This is a genomic window from Deinococcus sp. QL22 (assembly GCF_023370075.1).
Lineage (GTDB): Bacteria > Deinococcota > Deinococci > Deinococcales > Deinococcaceae > Deinococcus.
In genome coordinates this window covers 2,342,781-2,362,677 of the sequence record NZ_CP097149.1, presented here as the reverse complement: position 1 = coordinate 2,362,677, position 19,897 = coordinate 2,342,781, and the positions used below count along the sequence as shown (strand labels likewise).

General features: G+C 63.1%; 18 protein-coding genes and 1 tRNA gene. 10 read left to right on the top strand and 9 right to left on the bottom strand.

What is annotated here, in order from left to right; all coding sequences use genetic code 11:
- The first annotated feature begins 80 nt into the window (after positions 1–80).
- The 5 genes from proC (at position 81) to M1R55_RS11885 (ending at position 4,308) form a co-directional block, all read left to right on the top strand.
- Entirely contained in the window at positions 81–872 is a 792-nt protein-coding gene (gene proC / locus M1R55_RS11905) for a pyrroline-5-carboxylate reductase (RefSeq protein ID WP_249391971.1), read from the top strand.
- 67 nt (positions 873–939) lie between these two features.
- On the top strand, positions 940–1,539 hold the full coding sequence (locus M1R55_RS11900) for a hypothetical protein (protein ID WP_249391970.1): 600 nt from the start codon (positions 940–942) through the stop codon (positions 1,537–1,539).
- A gap of 347 nt (positions 1,540–1,886) precedes the next feature.
- Entirely contained in the window at positions 1,887–2,450 is a 564-nt protein-coding gene (gene hpf, locus M1R55_RS11895) for a ribosome hibernation-promoting factor, HPF/YfiA family (RefSeq protein WP_249394200.1), read from the top strand.
- Positions 2,451–2,726: 276 nt separating this feature from the next.
- Complete coding sequence (locus tag M1R55_RS11890; protein WP_249391969.1) at positions 2,727–3,929, top strand: butyrate kinase; 1,203 nt, start codon at positions 2,727–2,729, stop codon at positions 3,927–3,929.
- Between the two features lie 58 nt (positions 3,930–3,987).
- On the top strand, positions 3,988–4,308 hold the full coding sequence (locus M1R55_RS11885; RefSeq protein WP_249394199.1) for a hypothetical protein: 321 nt from the start codon (positions 3,988–3,990) through the stop codon (positions 4,306–4,308).
- An 85-nt stretch (positions 4,309–4,393) separates the two neighbouring features.
- Here M1R55_RS11885 and M1R55_RS11880 read toward each other — a convergent pair.
- A tRNA-Met gene (locus M1R55_RS11880) sits at positions 4,394–4,470 on the bottom strand.
- 206 nt (positions 4,471–4,676) lie between these two features.
- Between M1R55_RS11880 and fni the strand changes: the two genes are divergently transcribed.
- Positions 4,677–5,744, top strand: a complete 1,068-nt coding sequence (gene fni / locus M1R55_RS11875) for a type 2 isopentenyl-diphosphate Delta-isomerase (protein ID WP_249391968.1) — start codon at positions 4,677–4,679, stop codon at positions 5,742–5,744.
- Between the two features lie 421 nt (positions 5,745–6,165).
- Here fni and alr read toward each other — a convergent pair whose 3' ends face one another.
- Complete coding sequence (alr, locus tag M1R55_RS11870) at positions 6,166–7,224, bottom strand: alanine racemase (RefSeq protein WP_249391967.1); 1,059 nt, start codon at positions 7,222–7,224, stop codon at positions 6,166–6,168.
- Positions 7,225–7,326: 102 nt separating this feature from the next.
- On the opposite strand from alr, the gene M1R55_RS11865 reads away from it, so the two are divergent.
- Positions 7,327–9,327: a hypothetical protein gene (locus M1R55_RS11865; protein ID WP_249391966.1), complete on the top strand. Its 2,001-nt coding sequence runs from the start codon at positions 7,327–7,329 to the stop codon at positions 9,325–9,327.
- Between the two features lie 89 nt (positions 9,328–9,416).
- Entirely contained in the window at positions 9,417–9,926 is a 510-nt protein-coding gene (locus M1R55_RS11860; RefSeq protein ID WP_249391965.1) for a hypothetical protein, read from the top strand.
- An 84-nt stretch (positions 9,927–10,010) separates the two neighbouring features.
- Here the strand turns inward: M1R55_RS11860 and sodA are convergent, their stop codons facing one another.
- The 5 genes from sodA to pucL all read right to left on the bottom strand — a co-directional run bounded on the left by sodA (position 10,011) and on the right by pucL (position 15,129).
- Positions 10,011–10,634 (bottom strand): superoxide dismutase [Mn], encoded by a 624-nt coding sequence (gene sodA, locus M1R55_RS11855; RefSeq protein WP_249391964.1) that lies wholly within the window; start codon positions 10,632–10,634, stop codon positions 10,011–10,013.
- A 144-nt stretch (positions 10,635–10,778) separates the two neighbouring features.
- Positions 10,779–11,588 (bottom strand): IclR family transcriptional regulator, encoded by an 810-nt coding sequence (locus tag M1R55_RS11850; protein WP_249391963.1) that lies wholly within the window; start codon positions 11,586–11,588, stop codon positions 10,779–10,781.
- A gap of 3 nt (positions 11,589–11,591) precedes the next feature.
- Positions 11,592–13,157 (bottom strand): malate synthase A, encoded by a 1,566-nt coding sequence (gene aceB, locus M1R55_RS11845; protein ID WP_249391962.1) that lies wholly within the window; start codon positions 13,155–13,157, stop codon positions 11,592–11,594.
- A 206-nt stretch (positions 13,158–13,363) separates the two neighbouring features.
- Positions 13,364–13,726: a hydroxyisourate hydrolase gene (gene uraH / locus M1R55_RS11840; RefSeq protein ID WP_249391961.1), complete on the bottom strand. Its 363-nt coding sequence runs from the start codon at positions 13,724–13,726 to the stop codon at positions 13,364–13,366.
- Complete coding sequence (gene pucL, locus M1R55_RS11835) at positions 13,723–15,129, bottom strand: factor-independent urate hydroxylase (RefSeq protein ID WP_249391960.1); 1,407 nt, start codon at positions 15,127–15,129, stop codon at positions 13,723–13,725. Before pucL ends, uraH begins: the two co-directional genes overlap by 4 nt.
- 187 nt (positions 15,130–15,316) lie before the next feature.
- Between pucL and M1R55_RS11830 the strand changes: the two genes are divergently transcribed.
- Positions 15,317–15,832, top strand: coding sequence for a MarR family winged helix-turn-helix transcriptional regulator (locus M1R55_RS11830; RefSeq protein WP_249391959.1), 516 nt, complete (start codon positions 15,317–15,319; stop codon positions 15,830–15,832).
- 72 nt (positions 15,833–15,904) lie between these two features.
- Here the strand turns inward: M1R55_RS11830 and M1R55_RS11825 are convergent, their stop codons facing one another.
- Positions 15,905–17,095 carry a tetratricopeptide repeat protein gene (locus M1R55_RS11825; protein WP_249391958.1) on the bottom strand — a complete coding sequence of 397 codons (1,191 nt, stop codon included), beginning with the start codon at positions 17,093–17,095 and terminating at the stop codon, positions 15,905–15,907.
- Positions 17,096–17,453: 358 nt separating this feature from the next.
- Here M1R55_RS11825 and coaE point away from each other — a divergent pair, with 358 nt between their 5' ends.
- Entirely contained in the window at positions 17,454–18,137 is a 684-nt protein-coding gene (gene coaE / locus M1R55_RS11820; protein ID WP_249391957.1) for a dephospho-CoA kinase, read from the top strand.
- 25 nt (positions 18,138–18,162) lie between these two features.
- Here the strand turns inward: coaE and M1R55_RS11815 are convergent, their stop codons facing one another.
- The gene (locus M1R55_RS11815; RefSeq protein ID WP_249391956.1) at positions 18,163–19,881 is read right to left on the bottom strand and encodes a CTP synthase; all 1,719 of its coding nucleotides are present in this window, start codon (positions 19,879–19,881) and stop codon (positions 18,163–18,165) included.
- Between the last annotated feature and the right edge of the window lie 16 nt (positions 19,882–19,897).

Sequence of the window (19,897 nt, the reverse complement as noted above, 5' to 3'; positions counted from 1 at the left end):
CGTGCCAAGTACGGCTCTGCACCCTTCTAGGCTGCACAGGCCTGCCCCGCCCACGCCGACCCGTCCGTATACTGCGCCCCATGAAGCTTGCCATCGTCGGCGTCGGCAAACTCGGCCTCGCCCTGCTCGAAGGTGTGATCGCCCAGCGCGTCATCGCCCCATCCGATATCGGCCTGCTCGATGTCAATACGGCCCGTGTTCAGGAGATTGCGACCCGCACAGGCGCACGCATGCTCAAGCGGGCAGACTTGGCCCATGCCGGGCGCGTACTGGTCAGCCTGCAACCCCGTGTATTCCCCGAAGTGACCGAATGGCTGGCGCAGGAAAACACCGGCTACATCAGCACGATGGCGGGCGTGAGTACAGCAACGCTGGTGCGGCGACTGGGCACCAAGCGCGTGGTGCGCGTGATGCCCAATCTGGCCGCCACCATTGGCCGCAGCCAGACCGCCATTACCGGGCCGCGCGAAGCCCAGGATGCCGGAGACCTGGCCTTTGCCATGACCCTGTTTGGCGCAGTGGGAGACGTGTACGACCTGCCCGAACACCTGTTCGACGCCTTTACGGGCATGAGTGCCAGCGGCCCTGCCTACGCCGCTGTGGTGGCCGAAGCCCTTGCAGACGGCGGGGTAAGAATGGGGCTGCCCCGTCCACTGGCAAATGAACTGGCCGCCAAGTTGTTGGTTGCCGCCGGAGAACTGCTTCAGCAGCGGGCACATCCCGGCCTGCTCAAAGACGAAGTGGCCAGCCCCGGCGGAACCACCATTGCCGGGCTAGAGGCGCTGGAAGAGGCGGGCGTGCGCGGCGGCCTGATGAAAGCCGTGATCGCCTCCACCCGCCGCAGCATCGAACTGGGCCGCGATCAGGAATAGGGGAACGTGTGGGCTGTGGGAAGGCAGAGAAATCTGGCTCCTACACCTCGCCCACTCCCCACAAGCCATGCCGCAGTCAGACCTGTGTGAGGCGGCGCAGCGTAGCGTGGGCCTGATGCGTGTCGCCGCCTGCCTGAGTTCCATGCTGTTGTTGACCTGTGCCCCCGGTGCGGGCGCGGCCCCACCCAGCGGGTACTATCCCCAAAAAGCGGGCCTGCGCTGGACTTATTCCAGTGGAGAAACCCAGATTGTGGGTGCGCCCGCCGTATTCCGGGGCGTGCGCGTGATTCCTGTGACCCACCAATACGGCAGCACCGTGTACACCCAAGACCTGATGGAATACCGCGCCGACGGCAGCGTATGGCTGCGCGGCGTGAATGCGGGCGGGCGCGTGACCTGGTATACGCCGCCCCTGAACGTGTATCCGCCCGGCCCCCTGACGCCGGGGCACACTTGGAGCAGCAGCAGTGGCAGCCTCAAATCGGTCAGCACGGTGACGGGGGTCGAGGCCTTGCGGGTGGGCACGACGCCCTACAACGCGCTCGTCATTCGTACCGTGCTGACCAGCAGCGGCAAACAAAGCACCCAACTCACTTATTTTGTGCCGAGTGTGGGCGTGGTGCGCTACAAAACCGCCGATGGCAGCAAGATCGATCTGGTAAAGTAAAGAGTTGGGAGGCCAGAGCGACGGCGGAAGTACTGCCGTCTCATTTCTGGAGTGGGGCAGTGAATGGAACGCTCGCCAACCAGTCCTCATGCATCAGCGGATCGCTGGATGCTGTCGGGCTCAACGCTGCCCCGCCATACCATCCAGTAAACATAACTCTACGACTTTCCGGCGCAACCGGAATCAGGGTCAGCATGGGCGAGTTCTCCGCTCATTAAGATACTCCGTCAGATGAGTTTGCGCTGTGATCTGTTCGCCTGACAAGGGGCTGACCCGGCGTATACAGTGAACTCCCGGCAAGACCGTAAAACCTACCGCCCCTGCCGGGACACAGGAGAGTGAAAGCCGTGCACATCTACAAGCTTGCTGGCCGAAACGTTGAAGTCACCGACGCAATGCGCGATTACGTCGAGGACAAACTCACGCGACTTGATCGCTACAGCGACCAGATCACCGATGCACGCGTGACACTGACGGTCAGAGAAGTACGGGATTCAGGACGGCGCAACCGCGTTGAAGTGCAGTTGAACGTGCCACACGGCATCATTCGGGCCGAAGAACACCACGCCGACATGTACGCCGCCATAGACAAGGCCAGCGACGTGCTGGAGCGACAACTCCGCAAATTTAAGACCCGCTTCCTGAAGCACCGCACCGATGCCATTCCTGCCCCCGAACTCGGCCTGGCCGAAGCCGACGTAGCCGCAGGCCTGGACGATGTGAGCGAATTTGTGCCCGAAATCGTACGCCAGAAGAAGTTCGACATGCGCCCCATGAGTGCCGAGGACGCGGTGGCCCAGATGGAAGCCCTCGGACACGATTTCTACGTGTTCAAGAACATGACTTCTAACATCTGCAACGTGGTATACCGCCGCCACGACGGACATTTTGGTCTGATCGAACCCAGCTGACCGCAGTGGGATTGGGGGAGGGGGGCCAGAACTGAGATTGCTCTGGCCCCCCTCCGTATTGGGCTAGTCCAGACGATTAAGCTTTGGATAGCGCGTCTGGCAGCATGAACAGTTAAGAAATGCTTTCCAAAGATGCACTCATCGCTTGAGTTCGACTTCTCTTGTAGAGCTCTGGGAGTTTTGCACCAGCAAAATCAGATTCCAAACCCTCTTTCTCCCTGATACGCAACAAAGGACAGCGCAGATTCGCGGCGGGAATGCTACGCTGTGGCGTTTATGATCGCGCATGTGATCAATCCGGGGTCTAGCAGCGTGAAATTGGCGTGTGCAAGGGTCGAACCTAGCCTGAATTCTGCGTTGCCGGGGCAATTGCGGGTCGAACTGGAGCGGGCCGAACTGCCACTGACTGGCCCGCCCAGCTCCGAACAATTGGCCGACCTGAATGCCCAGATTCGTGCCCTGACTGCAGACTGGCCCGTACCAGACGCGGTGGTGGGGCGCGGCGGCCTGATCGGGCGAGTGCCTGCCGGAACCTACCGCGTGACGCCGGAGTTGGCCGAGTATGCGCTGCAAGGCGAGGGCGCGTCGGAGCCTGCCAATTTCGGTGGCCCCCTGGCGTTGGCGTTGGCCGAAGTCTGGGGCGTTCCAGCGTATATCGTTGACCCGCAAAGTGTGGATGAATTGTTGCCCGAAGCCCGCGCTACTGGGGTGCAGGGCGTTACGCGGGCCACCCGTTTTCATACCCTGAATGCCCGTGTGGTGGCCCGCCGCGCCGCGCATGAGGTGGGCAAACGCCTGGGCGATGCCAGAGTCGTGGTGGCCCATCTGGGCGCAACGACCAGCGTCACGGCCTTTGATGGAGGCCGGGCCATAGACACGACAGGCACTGGCCCCGATGGTGGCCCGATGGGAGCCATGCAGGGCGGCCCACTGCCCACCCGCGCCCTGCTAAAATTGGCCCGAGAACACGGCGAGGCCGCGACCCTGCGCCTGTTGGCTGGAGAAGGGGGATTCCGTGCCCTGACCGGCAGTGCCAACCTGAAGGATTTGGAGGCCCGCGAACTGAGTGACCCAGCCGTGCAGGCCGCCACCGCCGCCTTTGTTCAGCAGGCGTGTAAAGCGATCGGCGAGCAGTGCGCCGCCTTGCCCGGCCGCCCCCACGCTATAGCACTGACTGGCGGCATTGCCCGCTGGGACGCCCTCGTCGACCGGATAGAACGGCGCGTGGCCTGGATCGCCCCCGTAATAGTGGTGCCGGGAGAACTGGAGCTAGAGGCACTCGCAGAGGGTGTTGGCCGCGTGCTGTTGGGGCTGGAGCAGGTGCGCCAGTGGCCTCACGCCTCGCCTACAGTTGGCCCGGCTGTTATTGACCCGACTCTAATTAACGCAGCTCTAATTAATGCAGTGGCGACCCCGGCTGCCGCAAGTTCGGTGACCACCTCTCCCCCGTTGCCCATCCCCAGCAGCGAGAACACCTAGCGTGGCCCGCCGACGACAGGCTGCCCGCGCCGTGCCGGAACCGATTCGGGCCACGAGTATGTGGCGCGTAGATCAGGTGTTTTTGACCCGCAAAGGCCAGCGTGTAGAAGTGATCTGCTCGTTGGTGAATGACCGCAGCGGCCTGCGGAACCTCAGCGTGATCGCGCCCACCGAAGACTCCCGCGAGGCTGTGCGGCACGCGGCACGGTTTATTGCGGGCAAAGGCAACGTAAGTAGCGCCCGGAATGCCCGGGTACGCTGGACGCGGGAACAAAGCACGACGCTGCAAGACGAACTGGTGCGCGACGAACTGCTGGAAGACGACTTTCAGGATGAGTTTGAAGAAATGTTGGCGGCAGTGCGCGACCAGATGCGCTGAAGACGACACACAGCAACGACAGCAGACAGACGTATGGCAACAAAAACCCCCACCGTGCGGCGGGGAATTTTCGTTCTCACTACTTTGGTTGCAGGGACAGGATTTGAACCTGCGACCTCCGGGTTATGAGCCCGACGAGCTACCGGACTGCTCTACCCTGCGTCAACCTTGGTGTTGTTCAACCGGACACGTCAACTGTGCTTTGGTTGCTTTTAACCGTGCCGGACGGTGTTTCTTCCGGCGCTTAGGAATAGTAGCGCGGGTTTTGCGAACTGTCAACACCCCGTGTACACAGGCCACACCTTAAGCCCTGACTTATGGCGGGCAATCCCACCGCCCCACGCAGCTTGGGCGGGTAGGCTACGGCCGTGAAGAGCGGCGTCGGCGGGGGCACAGAACAGGCCAAGAAGGGGCAGGCAGGAACGGCAGGCATTCAGGAGCGCAAGCTGCGGCACATCGAGGCCTGCTTGCGGCCAGACAGCCAGTACGCGGGCGTAACCACCGGGCTGGAGCGGGTGGCGTGGCCCTACCGCGCCCTGCCAGGGCTGAATTTAGATGACGTGCAGTTGCAAACGACGCTGCTGGGCCGCACCCTCTCGGCTCCCGTGCTGATCGGCGCGATGACAGGCGGAGCAGAACGGGCCGCGCAGATCAACCGGAATCTGGCGGTGGCGGCGCAGCGCCTCGGCGTGGGCATGATGCTGGGTTCGCAGCGGGTGATGCTGGAACACCCGGCGGCGGCGGCCAGTTTTGGGGTACGCGGCGTGGCCCCTGACATCCTCCTGATCGGCAATCTGGGAGCCGCCCAGTTTTTGCCCACCCAGACCAGAGGCGCGTATGGCACTGCCGAAGCCGCCCGCGCTGTGCAGGCTGTGGGGGCCGATGCGCTGGCCATCCACGTGAACCCGCTGCAAGAAGCCCTGCAAGCGGGCGGCGACACGGGCTGGGCAGGCATGGCGGCAAGGCTGACTGAACTTGTTCCTGAGTTGGATTTCCCAGTGGTGCTTAAGGAAGTCGGACACGGGCTGGACGCGGCCACGTTGCGGGCCGTAGGGGGCGCAGGATTCGCCGCCTTCGACGTGGCGGGCGCGGGCGGCACGAGTTGGGCGCGGGTAGAACAGCTCGTGCATCATGGCCGGGTCATCACGCCGGATTTGTGCGAATTGGGTACGCCTACCGCGCAGGCCATTCGGGAAGCGAGGCACGCCGCGCCCCACACGCCCCTGATCGCTTCGGGCGGCATTCGCACTGGTCTGGACGCCGCCCGCGCCCTGAGCCTCGGAGCCACCGCCGTAGCCGTCGCCCGACCGCTGCTAGAGCCTGCGCTGGAGAGTGCCGACGCGGTGGAAGCGTGGTTGCGCCAGTTCATTCACGAGCTGCGGGTGGCATTGTTCGTGGCGGGATTTGCGAGTGTGGCGGCGGCGCGGGGGGAATGAGGGGCAGGATAATCGCTTCACTCACTCACCCCTCTACTTCGCACCGGTCAGGCGTCCTCATGGGCGTCCGTTCTGACCAAGAAGCTCTACGAGTCCCCAGCCCTGCCCCTCTCCTGCGGAGCTTTGCAAGCCAAGGGTGAGGGAGCTGAAACCCCAGACACCGCCACCCTAAACTGTTCCCGCCCGAATGCGTGTGAGGCCGTCGTCCAAGCAGTGGGCGGGCCAATTTTATGTTCAAGACGACTGGCAATTCCGCTTCAGGAGAGCGATTTAGCCGGATCTAAACGCGACGAGATGAATCCTCCTCAGCGGAGCGCCAACTCCCCTGACCCCTTTGGGGGCGAGGGCTGGGGGTAGGGAAAAGCGTGGGAGCGAACCAAGAAGCAAAGGGCAAATCCGTTGCGTAGAGCAAAAGACTCCACTACTCCGCCCCCACCCGCTCCACCCGCGCCCCCAGCCCCGTCAGCACCTCATATTCAATCGTGCCGCCCCACTCGGCCACGTCGGTCACGGTCAGGGCGTCCGGCCCCCAAAGCTCTACCCAGTCGCCTACCGCCACCGCCAGTCCGGTCACGTCTACCATCAGTTGATCCATGCAGATACGGCCCAGCGTAGGGCGGCGCACTCCAGCCACCACCACCGATGCCCGCAGCGTGGCGTTGCGCGGGTAGCCGTCGGCGTAGCCAATCCCCACTGTAGCCACCTGCGTTTCTTGCTGGGCATACCACAGCCCGCCGTAGCTGACGCTTTCTCCGGGGTAGGCGGTGTGAATGTGTGTAATGCGGGCGCGGAGGGTCATCACGGGGGTCAGGGGCAACACGGAGTGCAGGTGCGCGGGCGCGAAGCCGTAGCTCGCCAGGCCGGGCCGCGCCAGCCCCATCCCCGGTATCTGGCCCAGGCTCAGGATGCCGCCCCCGTTAGAAGCGTGTGCCAGCAGAGGTCGCAACTGCGCCAACACGCCCCGGAACCGCTCTAGCTGCGTGTGGGCAAAGCTCAAATCCGGCTCATCGGCACTGGCGAAGTGGGTGTACGCGCCTTCCAATAGGCCGCGTTCGGCTAAGCGTTGCCCGATGGCTACCGCCTCGGCGGGCCTTGCACCAAGGCGGTTCATGCCCGTATCGACCTTCAGATGGGCGTGGGCGTGGGCGGGCAGGGCTTCGGCCTCGGCCAAAGACGCGACGGGCAGGCGCACCCCCAGATCGGCCAGTGGCCCCACTTCATCGGGCGTGGGGGGCGTGAGGAGCAAGATGGGTTTCCCGGTGTTCAGGGCAGCTAATTGTGCGGCTTCACGCGGGGTGGCAACAGCCATGCCCCACACAGCGAGGTGCTGGGCGGCCACCCGCGCCACCAACTCCAGCCCGTGTCCGTAGGCATCGGCCTTGACGGGCAGCAACAGGGGCACGCCCGCCCGCGCACTCAGGGCGCTCAGGTTGCCCGATAGGGCAGAGGCGGAAATGTGGGCCACAGCACGCGCAAGCACCCGCCTATGGTAGCGGCTTCGGCAGAGGTTTCGGCAGCCCCACCCGCAGTGGTCAGACTGCCCTGTCCAGTTTGGTTGCTGACCGCTGTATGATTTCTGGCAGTGAATACGTTGCCTTCTCCCTCCCGCCCGCAAAACGTGCGCCGCGCCGCCGTTGCTACCGCTTTCCTCTCGCTCGCTGTGCTGGTCAGTGGCCCCGCGCTGGCCCAAACGGGCGGCATTTTGCCCCTGGTATCGGTGGGCGAAAAGTGGCCGCAGGCGCAGGAAACCTACATCATCCGGGTCTCGGCGCAGGACGCGGGCAAACCACTGGGCCTGGAAGTCTATTCGCCCACCTTCAACTTGGCCGATTACGTGGACGGACGGCGCGGCGTGGGCTATTTTGGCGATGAACTGTACAAGCGCACCGACGTTTTTGAGGGCGTGTTCAGCCTCAGCGGGCCAAACGGACTGGTGGCCGAGCGGCGCTACGGCATGAACCGCGAGCACACGTGGGACAGCCTGTACGCGGGCGGTCTCGCGGCAGGCACCTATACCCTGAAAGTGAGCAGCCGGGGCGACGGCAAAAACTCGTTTGCCCTGCGAACTGCGGCCCCATTTTCCCTTGAAACCAGCGACTTCAGCGTGAACGCCCGCGACACCGAGCAGACGCCGCTGCTGGCCGCCCGCCTCACCGTCACTTCCGACTGGGTGGGCAAAACGGTGGGCATTCTGAACTACGACGTGGACGGAGCGCGGGAAGCTGAAACGTGGGTTATTTTGCCCGGTGGCCGCCGCGTGAACATGACCAGCAGCGAGAACGGCAAAACCGTGACCGAGAAGTTTAATGTGACGGCGGATCAGGTGGGAGAGTGGCAGGTGTTTATCCGGGTGCTGCCCACCACCAAGCAGTATTCCAACGCCATCCGCTATTCCTTCCGCCTGAACGACCAGCCTATCTTCGCGCGTGTAGGCGGATTTACACCCCCGGGAAACATCAAAATCGCCAACCAGCTGCTCGTAGATGTGGTTGACCCGCAGGGCCGCCCCATTCCCGGCGCGAGCTACGTGCAGGTCGGAGACACCACTGTGCGCCCGCAGTTGCCGCCCGGTTACGTGCCGGTCAGCTCTACTATTTTGGAAGGCACAGGCAACGTGGTATCGCCTACCGAAATTCGCTACCAGCCCGGGTACAACAAACTGCGCTTCGTGGCCCGCCCGCCCGAAGGCCAACTGGCCGTTGACGCCGTAGCGATTTACGGCACCCAGCGCATTCCGCTGACCGGGATTCCCTTCGAGGTGGCGGGCCGTACCCTCACCACGCCCAACACTGTGCCGCTGGCTCCCGGCGATTACCCCATCAGGCCCACACCCATTCCGGGCAGCACCTTTACGCCGCCGCTGGCCGGACGCGTCATAGACGGCAGCACGGGCCGCGTCACCATCGAATACAACGTGAAGACCGAAATCACGCTGATTACCGCGCCTGACATTCTGAATGCCTGCGACGTGACCCAACTGACAGCCACCGCCAAAACCGAGTTTCCCTACCGCCTGCCCGCCCGCCTGAAACTGAACCTACCCACAGGCTGGACAAGTGACTACCCGTTGGAACTGCCCGGAGACTTCAGCGCCGGACAACCCCTGCGCCTGAAAGCCCCCGTGCGCGTGTGCCGCAGCGACACCGCCGAAGCGATCCTCGACCCGATTGACCTGAGGACGACTGGGGTAGCCCGCGTCCGCAATCCCGGCGGCGCGAACGTGACCCGCAACGTGCAGGGCGGCGCACGGGCCAGCCTCGCTAAGACGGTAGAAGCCAGCGCCCAGAGTGCGGCTGGGACGACGGGCGGCGCGGCAGGCTACACGGTGACGCTGGTGCTGACCGTAGACAGCACGCTCGAAAATGTCCGAATCGGTGACCCGCTGCCCACCGGAAGCGGCACGCCCGCCGTGCGCGGCCCGATTGCCGTTCAGGGGCCGAGCCTCGCCAACGTGAATCCCCGCGTCGAGGGCGATACGCTGGTGCTGACCCGCGTGATTCCCGGCACCTACACCTTCACCTACACGCTGTTTACCGATCAGCCCGCCGACAGAGTGGTAACGGCCCCCGACATTGGGTGGTGATGCGTTGTGGGAGAGAGCAGGGGCAAACCTCTGAGTTATTGGTGTGCAACTTCGCGGCAATTCCCGGCGTGTTCGGCTAAGCTAGGGGCATGAAGCGGGTGCTGCTGTTGCTGTGCGCCGCCGCTGGGTTGGTGGCCTGCGGCGGCCTCGCCTCGCCGCCAGCTCCCAGCGCCGGAGACCTGTTGAGTGCGCCCACGACGCTGAATTTGGCGGGCCGAACCGTGAAGCTGGACGCCACTCCTCAATTGACCCAGAACACTTTGAACTTGCGAGTCCGGTTGCAGACCACGCAAAAGCAGTTGCCCAAGCTGAAAGTGATGGGCGTGTATATGGTCACAGCGGGCGGAGTCTGGAACGCACTGCCACAGGAGGCCCGAGCCTGTGATGCCCGGAGCCGCTGCACACAGGTGACTGCCAGCGGCCCCGCACAGGGCTTAAAGGCCGCAGCCGGCGTGCAGGTGGTCGTGAACCTGAGCAGCTCCGATGGCCGCACCTACTGGCTCAGGGACGCGGTAAGCAGTATTAGCCAAAGCGGTGTGGGCCGCGATCTTCAGCGCATCCTGACTGTCCAGAGCGCCATCAATTTTTCCGCGCAATAGCTCTCGGCACATCCTCTGGCCGCACGAAATCGGCGCACTAAAAAAGCCGCCCACGTAACGGGGCGGCTCTTTCGTTCTGGTTTCTTACTGGGCGGCGGCGTGGCGGCGGGCGACTTCGTCCCAGTTCACCACGTTCCAGAAGGCCTTGAGGTAATCAGGGCGCTTGTTCTGGTAGTTCAGGTAGTAAGCGTGTTCCCACACATCCACACCCAGAATCGGCGTGCCACTGACGCCAGCCACGGCTTCACCCATCAGGGGGCTGTCCTGGTTGGCGGTAGACACCACGGCCAACTTGCCGCCCTGCACGACCAGCCAGGCCCAACCGCTGCCGAAGCGGGTCTTGGCAGCGTCTTCAAACTTCTCTTTGAAAGCGTCGAAAGAGCCGAAGGCGTCCGTGATCGCCTGCGCGACTTCGGGGGTAGGCTGGCCGCTGCCGTTGCCGCCCAACACCGTCCAGAACAGGCTGTGGTTGGCGTGGCCGCCCGCATTGTTTCGCAGCACGTTCTTCTTGTCGGCGGGCACCTGATCCAGCTTGGTGATCAGTTCTTCTACGGGCAGGTCAGCAAACTCGGTGCCGTCCAGCGCCTTGTTCGCGTTGTCGATGTAGGCCTGATGGTGCTTGCTGTGATGGATTTCCATGGTGCGCCCATCAATGTGGGGTTCGAGTGCGTCGTAAGCGTAAGGCAGAGGGGGGAGTGTGTAGGCCATGTCAACGTGCTCCTTTCGTGGGGCCAGAGGATCACACCGCCCGCACGGTGCGGGGATGGTCCGGCATTGGCTTTCTATCTTACGCGTGCCTGATGTGCGGCGGGCAGGATGCACACTCTAAGGTGTGCTTTAAGAAAGCTCTCACTAAAGGGAAGCGTCCCGTGTTGTCCCACTCTTGCTGATGCTCCTGCTGGCGCGTTGCAGGCGGGCGGCCAGCTCAGGAACGCGGGAATCGGGCAGGCGGCTGGAAGGGGCAGACAGGCTCAGCGCGGCAACCGTCTGCCCACCACTGTCCAACACTGGCACGGCCACGCAGCGCACGCCCAGTTCTCTTTCTTCGTTGTCCAGCGCGTACCCGGCGCGGCGCACGCCTTCCAGTTCGGCAAGGTAGGCGGCAGGCGTGGTCAGGGTGTGCGGTGTAAAGGACTGAAACGACCTCTCCCCTAGGGCGCGGCGCACTTCCTCGGTGGGTTGCCAGGCCAGCAGCGCCTTGCCCGCGCCCGTGCAGTGCAGCGGCACCCGCGCCCCAATCTGGGTAAACATCCGCATCAGCCCGCGCCCCTCTTCCTGATGCACGTATACCACGTCAGGCGCTTGCAGGACAGCCAAATTCACTGTTTCTCCCAGTTCGGCCACGAGGGCTTGCATTTCGGGCCGCGCCGCTGGGATCAGGCCGCCCGCGCCCAGATAAGCTTGCCCGGTGGCAAACGCCTGCACGCCTACCTGCCACAGGCCCGCCGATTCCTGTGCGAATCCCTGCGCCTGAAGGGTGTGCAGCAGACGATACGCGGTGCTGGCATTCAGGCCCGCGTGCCGCGCCGCGTCGCCCAGCGTGAGGGCGCCATGTTGCCCCAGCATTCTCAGCACGGTCAGGCCGCGTTCCAGCGTGCGCACAGGTTCGGTGTCGCCCGTGCGGGTGCGCCCCGGACGGCGAGCGGTGTCGGCGTCCGTCATGGGTCAGGCCAGTTCACGGTAGCCGCTGAGGGTCAGGAAATCCACCAGCGGGCGCACGGTGGCCACTTCATGAAACAGCGCGGCGGCCTGCGCGTGTTCTTCGCGGCCCAGAGCGTCCAATTCCTCGTTCAGCAGGCGCTCCACCAGAGCTTCGGTCACCTGTCCACCACCCGATAGCGTGGCCCCATGCCTCAGCCACTGCCAGATTTGCGCCCGCGAAATTTCGGCGGTGGCGGCGTCTTCCATCAGATTGTGAATCGGTACCGCGCCCGCCCCGCGCAGCCACGCCCGCAGGTATTGCAGCGCCACGTTGATGTTCAGGCGCAGGCCGTCCTCGCTGATGTCGCCTTCCGGCATCCGCAGCAAATCGGCGGCTGTGACCACGAAATCGGCCTGTTTCGCGGAACCGATCTGGTTGGGCATGGGCATCAGTTCGTCAAACACCTCACAGGCAAGCGCCACCATGCCGGGGTGCGCCACCCACGTTCCATCGTGGCCGTCGCCTGCCTCGCGCTGCTTGTCGCGCCGCACCTGATCGAAGGCGCGGGTGTTGGCGGCCTCATCGTTCTTGACCGGAATAAACGCGCTCATACCGCCAATCGCGTGTGCGCCGCGCTTGTGGCAGGTCTGGATGGCGAGGCGGCTATAAGAGCGCATCATGTGGGCTTCCATCGTCACCTGTGCGCGGCCCGGCAGCAGCATCGCCGGGTCTTCACGGAACTTCTTGATAATACTGAAAATGTAGTCCCAGCGCCCACAATTCAGGCCCGCCGAATGCTCGCGCAACTCGTACAAAATCTCGTCCATCTCGAAGGCCGCCAAGATCGTTTCGATCAGGCAAGTGGCCCGGATACTGCTGCGCGGCACGCCCAACGTATCTTCGGCGTGGTTGAACACATCGTTCCAGAGGCGGGCTTCCAGATGCGATTCCATTTTGGGCAGATAGAAATACGGCCCGCTGCCCCGTGAGAGGAGTTCGGCGGCGTTGTGGAGGAAATACAGGCCAAAGTCGAACAGGCTGCCACTGACGATTTCCCCGTCTACCGTCACATGCTTCTCGGGCAGATGCCACCCGCGCGGGCGCACCAGCAAGGTGGCGATCTGGTCATTGAGGCGGTAACTCTTGCCACCCTGCTCCAGCGTAATCGTACGCCGCACCGCGTCGGCCAGATTCTGCTGGCCCGCCACCATGTTGGCCCAACTGGGGCTGGAAGCGTCCTCAAAATCGGCCATAAAGACCTTCGCACCGCTGTTCAGCGCGTTGATGATCATCTTACGGTCGACCGGGCCAGTAATTTCTACCCGGCGGTCATTCAGGTCAGCTTTGGGCGGCACGACCTTCCAATCTCCAGCGCGAACCTGGGCCGTTTCGGGCAGGAAGTCCGGCTTTTCGCCCGCATCCAGCCGCAGTTGCCGCGCTTCACGGGCCGCCAAAAGTTCCAGACGGCGCGGGTTGAATCGGCGGTGCAGATCGGCCACAAAAGCCAGAGCATCCGGCGTCAGCACGCCCGACTGATCAGGGGTAACGGGTGCGGAGAGGGTCAAACCAGCGGGCAGAGTCTCGGTCATGGGGGCAACCTCCGGGGCAGGGGTGAACGATATGAATTTCATCTGATGAAATATGTTTTTCAAAATTAGTCTAGCAAGTGGGCAGCCCTCTCCCTGCGTTGTCGGGCGACACTGAGGAAGGGACAGCAACGGAAAGGCTGAAGCTTGGCGGCTCCAGCCTTCCACACGGTTCTCCTTTCTGTCAGTTCAGACGCCTAAAGGGCGCTCTAACTCCCCCGGTAGGTACTGTAAGACCAGGGCGACACCAGCAGCGGAACGTGGTAATGGGCGGTGGTGTCAGTCACCGTAAAGCGCAGGGTGACCACATCCAGAAACGGCGGGGTGGAGACGCCAGCCAGGCCTTCAAAGTAGGCGGAGACATGAAAAGTCAGTTCATAGCTGCCCTGCGTCAGGCTGCCGCGTTCGATCAGGGGCGTGTCGGTGCGGCCATCGGTGTTGGTCACGGCGGTGTTCAGAAGTCGGCGCTGCCCATCTGCCTCTACCGCGTGCAACTGAATAGCAATGCCCGCCGCCGGACGCCCCCGCGCCGTGTCGAGGACATGGGTACTGAGGCCCGCGCTTCCGCTCATGCCCGTTCCACCCAACCCTCGATTTGGCCGTAGGGTTCGGCATCGGCGTGGAACACGGTGTTGGGGTTCTCGATGCCGTGCCGCTCGGTGTTATAGCGGATGTGGTGGCGGTTGGGAAACGAAAAATGCACCCGGCTGATTTCGGGACAGAGGGTCAAAATGGCCTCGCCCATGCGGTACAGGGTGTTTTGCACACTGGGCGAATAGTGATCGGTGAAGGTGTCCAGAATGGTCTGATACACGCGGTTCCACACGGCGTCGTAATCGCACTGGGGCACGGCATATTCCCACTTGCAGGTCACCACCGTCGCCAGAATCCGGTCATTGGTTTCGGGCAATGTGGTGAACTGCTCCATCAGGTAGCCCTCCCAGCCGCTCTGGGTGGTTTTCAGCACATACAGTTCGTCGATGCCGCTGGTGACCGTAAACGTGTGGCCGTCGCCTTCCACCACTGCCGTGTGCTTGGGCATCTGCCGCACGAAGGAATGGTCATGCTCCTGCCCGTCTACGGTCAATCTTTGCCACTGATGCTCGGTAAAGTAGGCCGTCGCCCGCGCTACTTTCGGCCCCTGAGACACGAAATGGCGAATCAGGGTCTTGCCGTAGTCCTCCACGCTGCCAGTGAATCCGCCTACGGCAAGGCCATAAATGGTGTTGCGAACGGTGTCGGTGGCAAGCAAATCAGTGTTGTCGCCGGAGACGTGTGCGGCGTCGAAATCGCCTTCCATCGCCACGCGCACCCACACGTCCTTGATCTCGTGGCGCGGCGCATCGCGGAAGACCTTGAAGAGCCGCACATCGGCCTTGCCGTAGTTGTTGGCTCCCATCTTGACTTTCACTTTGGCGGGCAATTTGCTTGGCGTCATGCCCTCACTGTGTACCAAATCCAGCACCCGCAGGCGGGCAATCCGGGCGATCTCATGCAGGGCGGCGGCGCGTTCCTGTTCTGGCGTGTTGCTCAGGCGGCGGCGCGCGCCCTCGAAGATGCTGTCTTTGGTGTTTTCGCGCACGCAGACCACATAGGGCAGGCCAAATTGTTCGTGATAGGCAGCATTCAGGCGGTGAAACTCGGCGTATTCGTCGGGTGTCAGGCGGTCTAATCCAGCAGAGGCCTGCTCGTGGGCACTCTCTAAGGTTAATTCCCCGGCCAGCGCCGCCTTGCCTGCCAGATCCGGGTGGGCGCGAATCAGGGCTAGTTGCGCGTCCGGCGAGTCCTGCTGCACAGCGGCGGCAAAGGCGGCAGCAACGGCCTCGGCATCGGCAAACGGGCGCTGCCGTGCGGCAAATCGGGCGTACTGCGGCGAATGTTCCAGCACCCCAGCAAAAGCGTCGGCAAAAGCCTGATCACTGAGGGTGTTGACTTCGGGTAAGGTCAGAGGTTGTACTGGATTCGAGCGAGTCAAAGGAGCCTCCGGGCACAGCTTGGAGAAGAGGGAGCGACAGCCGTTTACTTAGACGCCTAACTATCTGAGTTGACCTTATGGTAAGGATGGCACAGCCGGGCGTCAAGGGAATCCGGCCGGATTGGACGCCTGTCCTCTTCCCTCTCGTCGGCGGCCAAATGGGGCGTGTTAAGCTGACCCTGCGCCTATGACCCCCACCAAGACCCACCAATTGCTCGAACGGATTCGCACCGACTGGCACCGGGAAAAACCGGATATAGACCCCAGCCCGATGCTGATGTTTTTGCTGATGGCCCGCTTGCAAGGTGCGCTGGGACGGCATGTGGAGCAGACCTACACCCCAGTCGACATCAACCCATCCGGCTGGGATCTGCTGCTGACCCTGCGCCGCAGCGCCCCCGACGCGGGCCTCACGCCCACCGAACTCAGCAACCTGAGCGCGATTACCGGGGCCAGCATCACCAACCGGGTGTCGCGCCTGATCGACAAGGGCCTCGTGGAACGCCGGGGCAGCGAAACAGACCGCCGCAGCGCCCGCATTCGCCTGACCAAAGAGGGCCGCGAGTTGGTCGATACGCTGCTCCCGCGCCACGTGAAGCATGAAGCCGCCGTGCTGGAAGCCCTGACGCCGGAGGAAAGGGCAGAATTTGAGAGGCTGGCGCGGAAATTGCTGGCCCATATGGAGAGTGCTGAGGCGGAGTAGCGCTGCCACACGACACGGCCAAAAAGAAGCCCGCCTCCAATATCAGGGGCGGGCTTCTTTGGAGTTCAGGCTTCAGCGCACGCGGGCCAGGGCTTCCTGCGCCAGCTTGTAGCTGGGGCTGAGTTTCAGGGCGCGTTCGTAGTTCTCGCGGGCCTTGATGCGGTCGGGGGCCACGCTGCCTGCCCCTCGCTCGTAGCTGAGGCCGAGGTAGTAGGCATATTCGGGCGTGGTGCTGCCCAGTGCGGCGGCGCGGGTCAGGTTGGCGCGGGCCGAACGCAGATCGGCGGCGTCCAGGTCGAGGCGGCCCAGATAATAGTAGAACTCCGGGTAGCGCAGGGGGTCAAGTTTCACGGCCTGATTCAGTTGCAGGCGAGCGGTGGCGCTGTCTTTGGAAAGGTAGCTGACCACACCGTACTGGCCGACAGCGTAGGCGTTGGTGGGCGACAAGCGGGCAGCCTGCGCGGCTTCCGGTTTGGCGGCAGTGGTGTTGCCGCTCAGCGCCAACAGCTTGGCATAGTAGGCGCGGTTATAAGCGTCGCGTGGGTTGGCGATCACGGCCTGCTGCAAGCTGTCGAGGGCCTGCGTCAGGTTCCCGGTGGCGTAGTACATATCGCCCAGGTTGAACAGGATCACGTCGTTTTCGGGATTCAGGGCGCTGGCCTGCTTGAAGGCGTCGATGGCCTTCCCGCCGTCACCCTGCAATTTAAAGACGTAGCCGCGCTCATTCCAGACCTTGCTGAGGTTCAGGTTTTTGTCGGGGCCTGCCAGGGCGTTGGTCACGGTTTCGGCGTCGGTCAGAACCTTAAGCGCCTCGGCCAGATTGCCCGTAATAGTGGTACGGTCACTGGCTCCGATAAATTGCTGCTGATAGGCCTGAGCCAGGGCAATATAACCGCTGACATTGTTTCTATCGGCAGTAGTGAGACGGCGGAGGGTCGTTAAGGCAGGCGTATACAGCCGTAACTTGACCTGCGAGCGCCCCAGGCCCAGCAGTGCTTCTGGGTTGTTCGGCTCTATTTCACTGGCGGCGCGGAAGGCCACATATGCTTCGTCGAATTTGCCCTGTTGATAATAAAACACACCCAGAGCCACGTAGTTGGCAACAGGTGGGCGAACAGGACGGGCAGGAGTGGCGGGGGCCGGAGCCGGAGCCGTGACCGGGGCCACGGGTTGAGAAGGAACAGGAGCCGTCGGCGGCGTCTGCGCGGCTGCGCCGTTGATGAGGGCCGCCGCGAGGAGCAGGCCGAGGGTACGTCGTTTCACTCAAAAACCTCCGTGATCTGGCTTCTGCCTATGCCGTAAAGCGCGGGGAGAAGTATTGATCTGGGCTGGGATGCTGCGCCATGATACCGCACAAAAGATACCGAATCACGGCAGTAGACCGGGTGAAACACCCGTGAGAGCGCATCTGCACGCCAAAATTCTGAGTCGCCCTCCCCCACCGTTGTGCCCATACCCCAGTCTCTACGCCGTGTGTGACGCGCATCTGACCCTTTGTAGGGCCAAGGCACCGGGCCACATCTGTCTTCGGGAGAGACACCGCCAGGACGCTTACACGCCGGACTTGCGGAGATATTTATCTGTTTCGCGTTTGGCATCTCCCATGTCATCTAATTGGGCCATGTCCACCCCGCCTTCCAGAGACCTGCCGCCCGCTTCGCCCCGCCGTCTGGGACTGACCGGAAGCATCGGTGCGGGCAAAAGCACGGTGGCAGCCTTGTTGCGGGCGCGTGGTTTGACTGTGCTAGACGCCGACGAGCAGGCCCATGTGGTGACAAGGGAGCCGGAAACGCTGGCAAAAATAGAGCAGGCTTTTCCCGGCACAGTCGTGGACGGTGTACTCGACCGGGCCGCGCTGGGGGCCGCCGCGTTTGTCGATCCCGCCCGACTTGCGGTGCTGAACGGGATTGTGCATCCACGGGTACGGGCACGCATGACGGCGCTGGAGCTGGAAGCCACCCTGCGCGGCGAACGTTGGCTGGTGCAGGACGTACCCCTACTGTTTGAGGGCGGCCTGGAAGTGGACATGGCTGCCGTGCTGGTGGTAGACGCGCCGCTGGAACTGCGGATTGCCCGTGTAATGGCCCGCAATCACCTGACCCGCGAGGAGGTGCTGGCCCGCGACGCCCGCCAGACGCCCGCAGAACAAAAACGCCGCAAAGCCAGCTACGTGATCGAAAACGTGGGTGAACTCGCGGAACTGGAGCCTCAAGTGGACGCGGCACTGAGGCAATTGGGAATTCCGGTTCAGCCGCAGCACTCCACACCAAGGCGCACAGAAGAAGGCGGCCTCAGCCGAAGCTAGAAGCCGCCTTCATCAAGCGTTTGCTTTACGCTTCGGCGTTCTCCTGAGCAGCGTCCGTCTGAGCATTCATCGGCTGGGCATTCACAGGCTGGGCCTGTACGGCAGTGGTCGCGGCCTGCCCACCCTCTTTGCCCGCCAACGCTGCGGCCACGAATCCGGCGAACGGCGGGCTGGGACGCATCGGGCGGCTCTTGAATTCTGGGTGGGCTTGCAGGGCCACGAAGAAGGGGTGGCCGGGAATCTCGATGCTCTCCACCAGACCCGCACCGCGCCCCGACACGCCGGGAGTCACGCCGCTGATGTCGAGGCCCGCTGCCTGAAGTTGCGCCGTGTACGCCGGATTGACCTCAAAGCGGTGGCGGTGACGTTCGCGCACCGTGCCGCCCTGTGGAATGCCGTACAACGCGGCAATGGTGGTTCCGGCCTTCAGTTGCATGGGCCAATCTCCGAGGCGCATGGTGCCGCCCATACCGTCCATTTCCAGCTGTTCAGGCATCAGGTCGATGACCTTGTGGGGCGCGTATTCATCAAATTCGCCCGAATTCGCGCCCTCGATTCCGGCCACGTGGCGGGCATACTCGATAACGGCAATCTGCATGCCAAGGCAGATGCCCAGGTAGGGCGTCAGGCGGGTACGGGCATACTCGGCGGCGCGAATCTTGCCCTCGATGCCGCGAATGCCGAAGCCGCCGGGCACCAGAATGCCGTCTGCGTCGCCCAGTTGCTCCTCCAGATCACCCTCGCGCAGTTCCTCGGCATTAATCCACTTGATGTTCACGCGGGCGTCGTTGGCAATTCCGGCGTGGGTCAGCGATTCCAGCATGCTGAGGTAGGCGTCGGGCATGGCGGTGTATTTGCCCGCAATGGCAATCGTGACCTCGCGCTGAGGGTGCTTGATGACGCGCACGGCGTTTTGCCATACGCCCAGATTGGGATGGGTGCGCTCCAGGCCCAGCAGGTCTTCTACCGCTTTGCCCAATCCCTGTTCTTCCAGCGCTAACGGCACTTCGTAGACGTGGCTCACGTCATAACTGGAGAACACCCGGTTCTCGCGCACACTGGTAAACAGGGCGATTTTGCGGGTGATGTCGGAGGGCAGTTTTTCTTTGCTGCGAACCATCACGATGTCGGGGCTGATGCCCACGCTGCGCAGGGTTGCCACGCTGTGCTGGGTCGGCTTGGTCTTGAATTCGTTGGACGTACCGAGGTAGGGCACCAATGTCAGGTGCAGATACAGCACCTTATCGTCACCCTCATCGAAGCGGAACTGACGGATCGCTTCCAGAAACGGCAGACTTTCTATGTCGCCCACGGTGCCGCCCACTTCGATCAGCACGATCTCTGCGCCTGCATTCTCGCCCGCCGCCCGAATCCGGCGCTTGATCTCGTCGGTGACGTGTGGAATGACCTGCACCGTTTGAGACAGGTAATCTCCGGCCCGCTCGCGGCGGATGACTTCTAGGTACACCTGCCCAGTGGTGATGTTGCTGCCCACCGGAATATCGAGGTCGAGAAAGCGCTCGTAGTTGCCGATATCGAGATCGGTTTCTGCGCCGCTGGCGGTGACAAAAACTTCGCCGTGTTCGTAGGGGCGCATGGTGCCCGCGTCGATGTTGATGTAGGGGTCAATTTTGACTGCCGTGACCTTATAGCCGCGTGCCCGCAGGAGTGCCCCAAGCGAGGCGCTAGCCACGCCTTTGCCCAAACTGCTGACCACGCCGCCCGTCACAAATATGTATCGCATGTACTCTCCAAGCGCC

Coding starts and splice junctions, on each gene's coding strand:
- proC (WP_249391971.1), top strand. CDS start 81: ATGAAGCTTGCCATCGTCGGCGTCGGCAAACTCGGCCTCGCCCTGCTC.
- M1R55_RS11900 (WP_249391970.1), top strand. CDS start 940: ATGCCGCAGTCAGACCTGTGTGAGGCGGCGCAGCGTAGCGTGGGCCTG.
- M1R55_RS11890 (WP_249391969.1), top strand. CDS start 2,727: ATGATCGCGCATGTGATCAATCCGGGGTCTAGCAGCGTGAAATTGGCG.
- M1R55_RS11885 (WP_249394199.1), top strand. CDS start 3,988: ATGTGGCGCGTAGATCAGGTGTTTTTGACCCGCAAAGGCCAGCGTGTA.
- M1R55_RS11860 (WP_249391965.1), top strand. CDS start 9,417: ATGAAGCGGGTGCTGCTGTTGCTGTGCGCCGCCGCTGGGTTGGTGGCC.
- sodA (WP_249391964.1), bottom strand. CDS start 10,634: ATGGCCTACACACTCCCCCCTCTGCCTTACGCTTACGACGCACTCGAA.
- M1R55_RS11850 (WP_249391963.1), bottom strand. CDS start 11,588: ATGACGGACGCCGACACCGCTCGCCGTCCGGGGCGCACCCGCACGGGC.
- aceB (WP_249391962.1), bottom strand. CDS start 13,157: ATGACCGAGACTCTGCCCGCTGGTTTGACCCTCTCCGCACCCGTTACC.
- uraH (WP_249391961.1), bottom strand. CDS start 13,726: ATGAGCGGAAGCGCGGGCCTCAGTACCCATGTCCTCGACACGGCGCGG.
- M1R55_RS11830 (WP_249391959.1), top strand. CDS start 15,317: ATGACCCCCACCAAGACCCACCAATTGCTCGAACGGATTCGCACCGAC.
- coaE (WP_249391957.1), top strand. CDS start 17,454: ATGTCCACCCCGCCTTCCAGAGACCTGCCGCCCGCTTCGCCCCGCCGT.
- M1R55_RS11815 (WP_249391956.1), bottom strand. CDS start 19,881: ATGCGATACATATTTGTGACGGGCGGCGTGGTCAGCAGTTTGGGCAAA.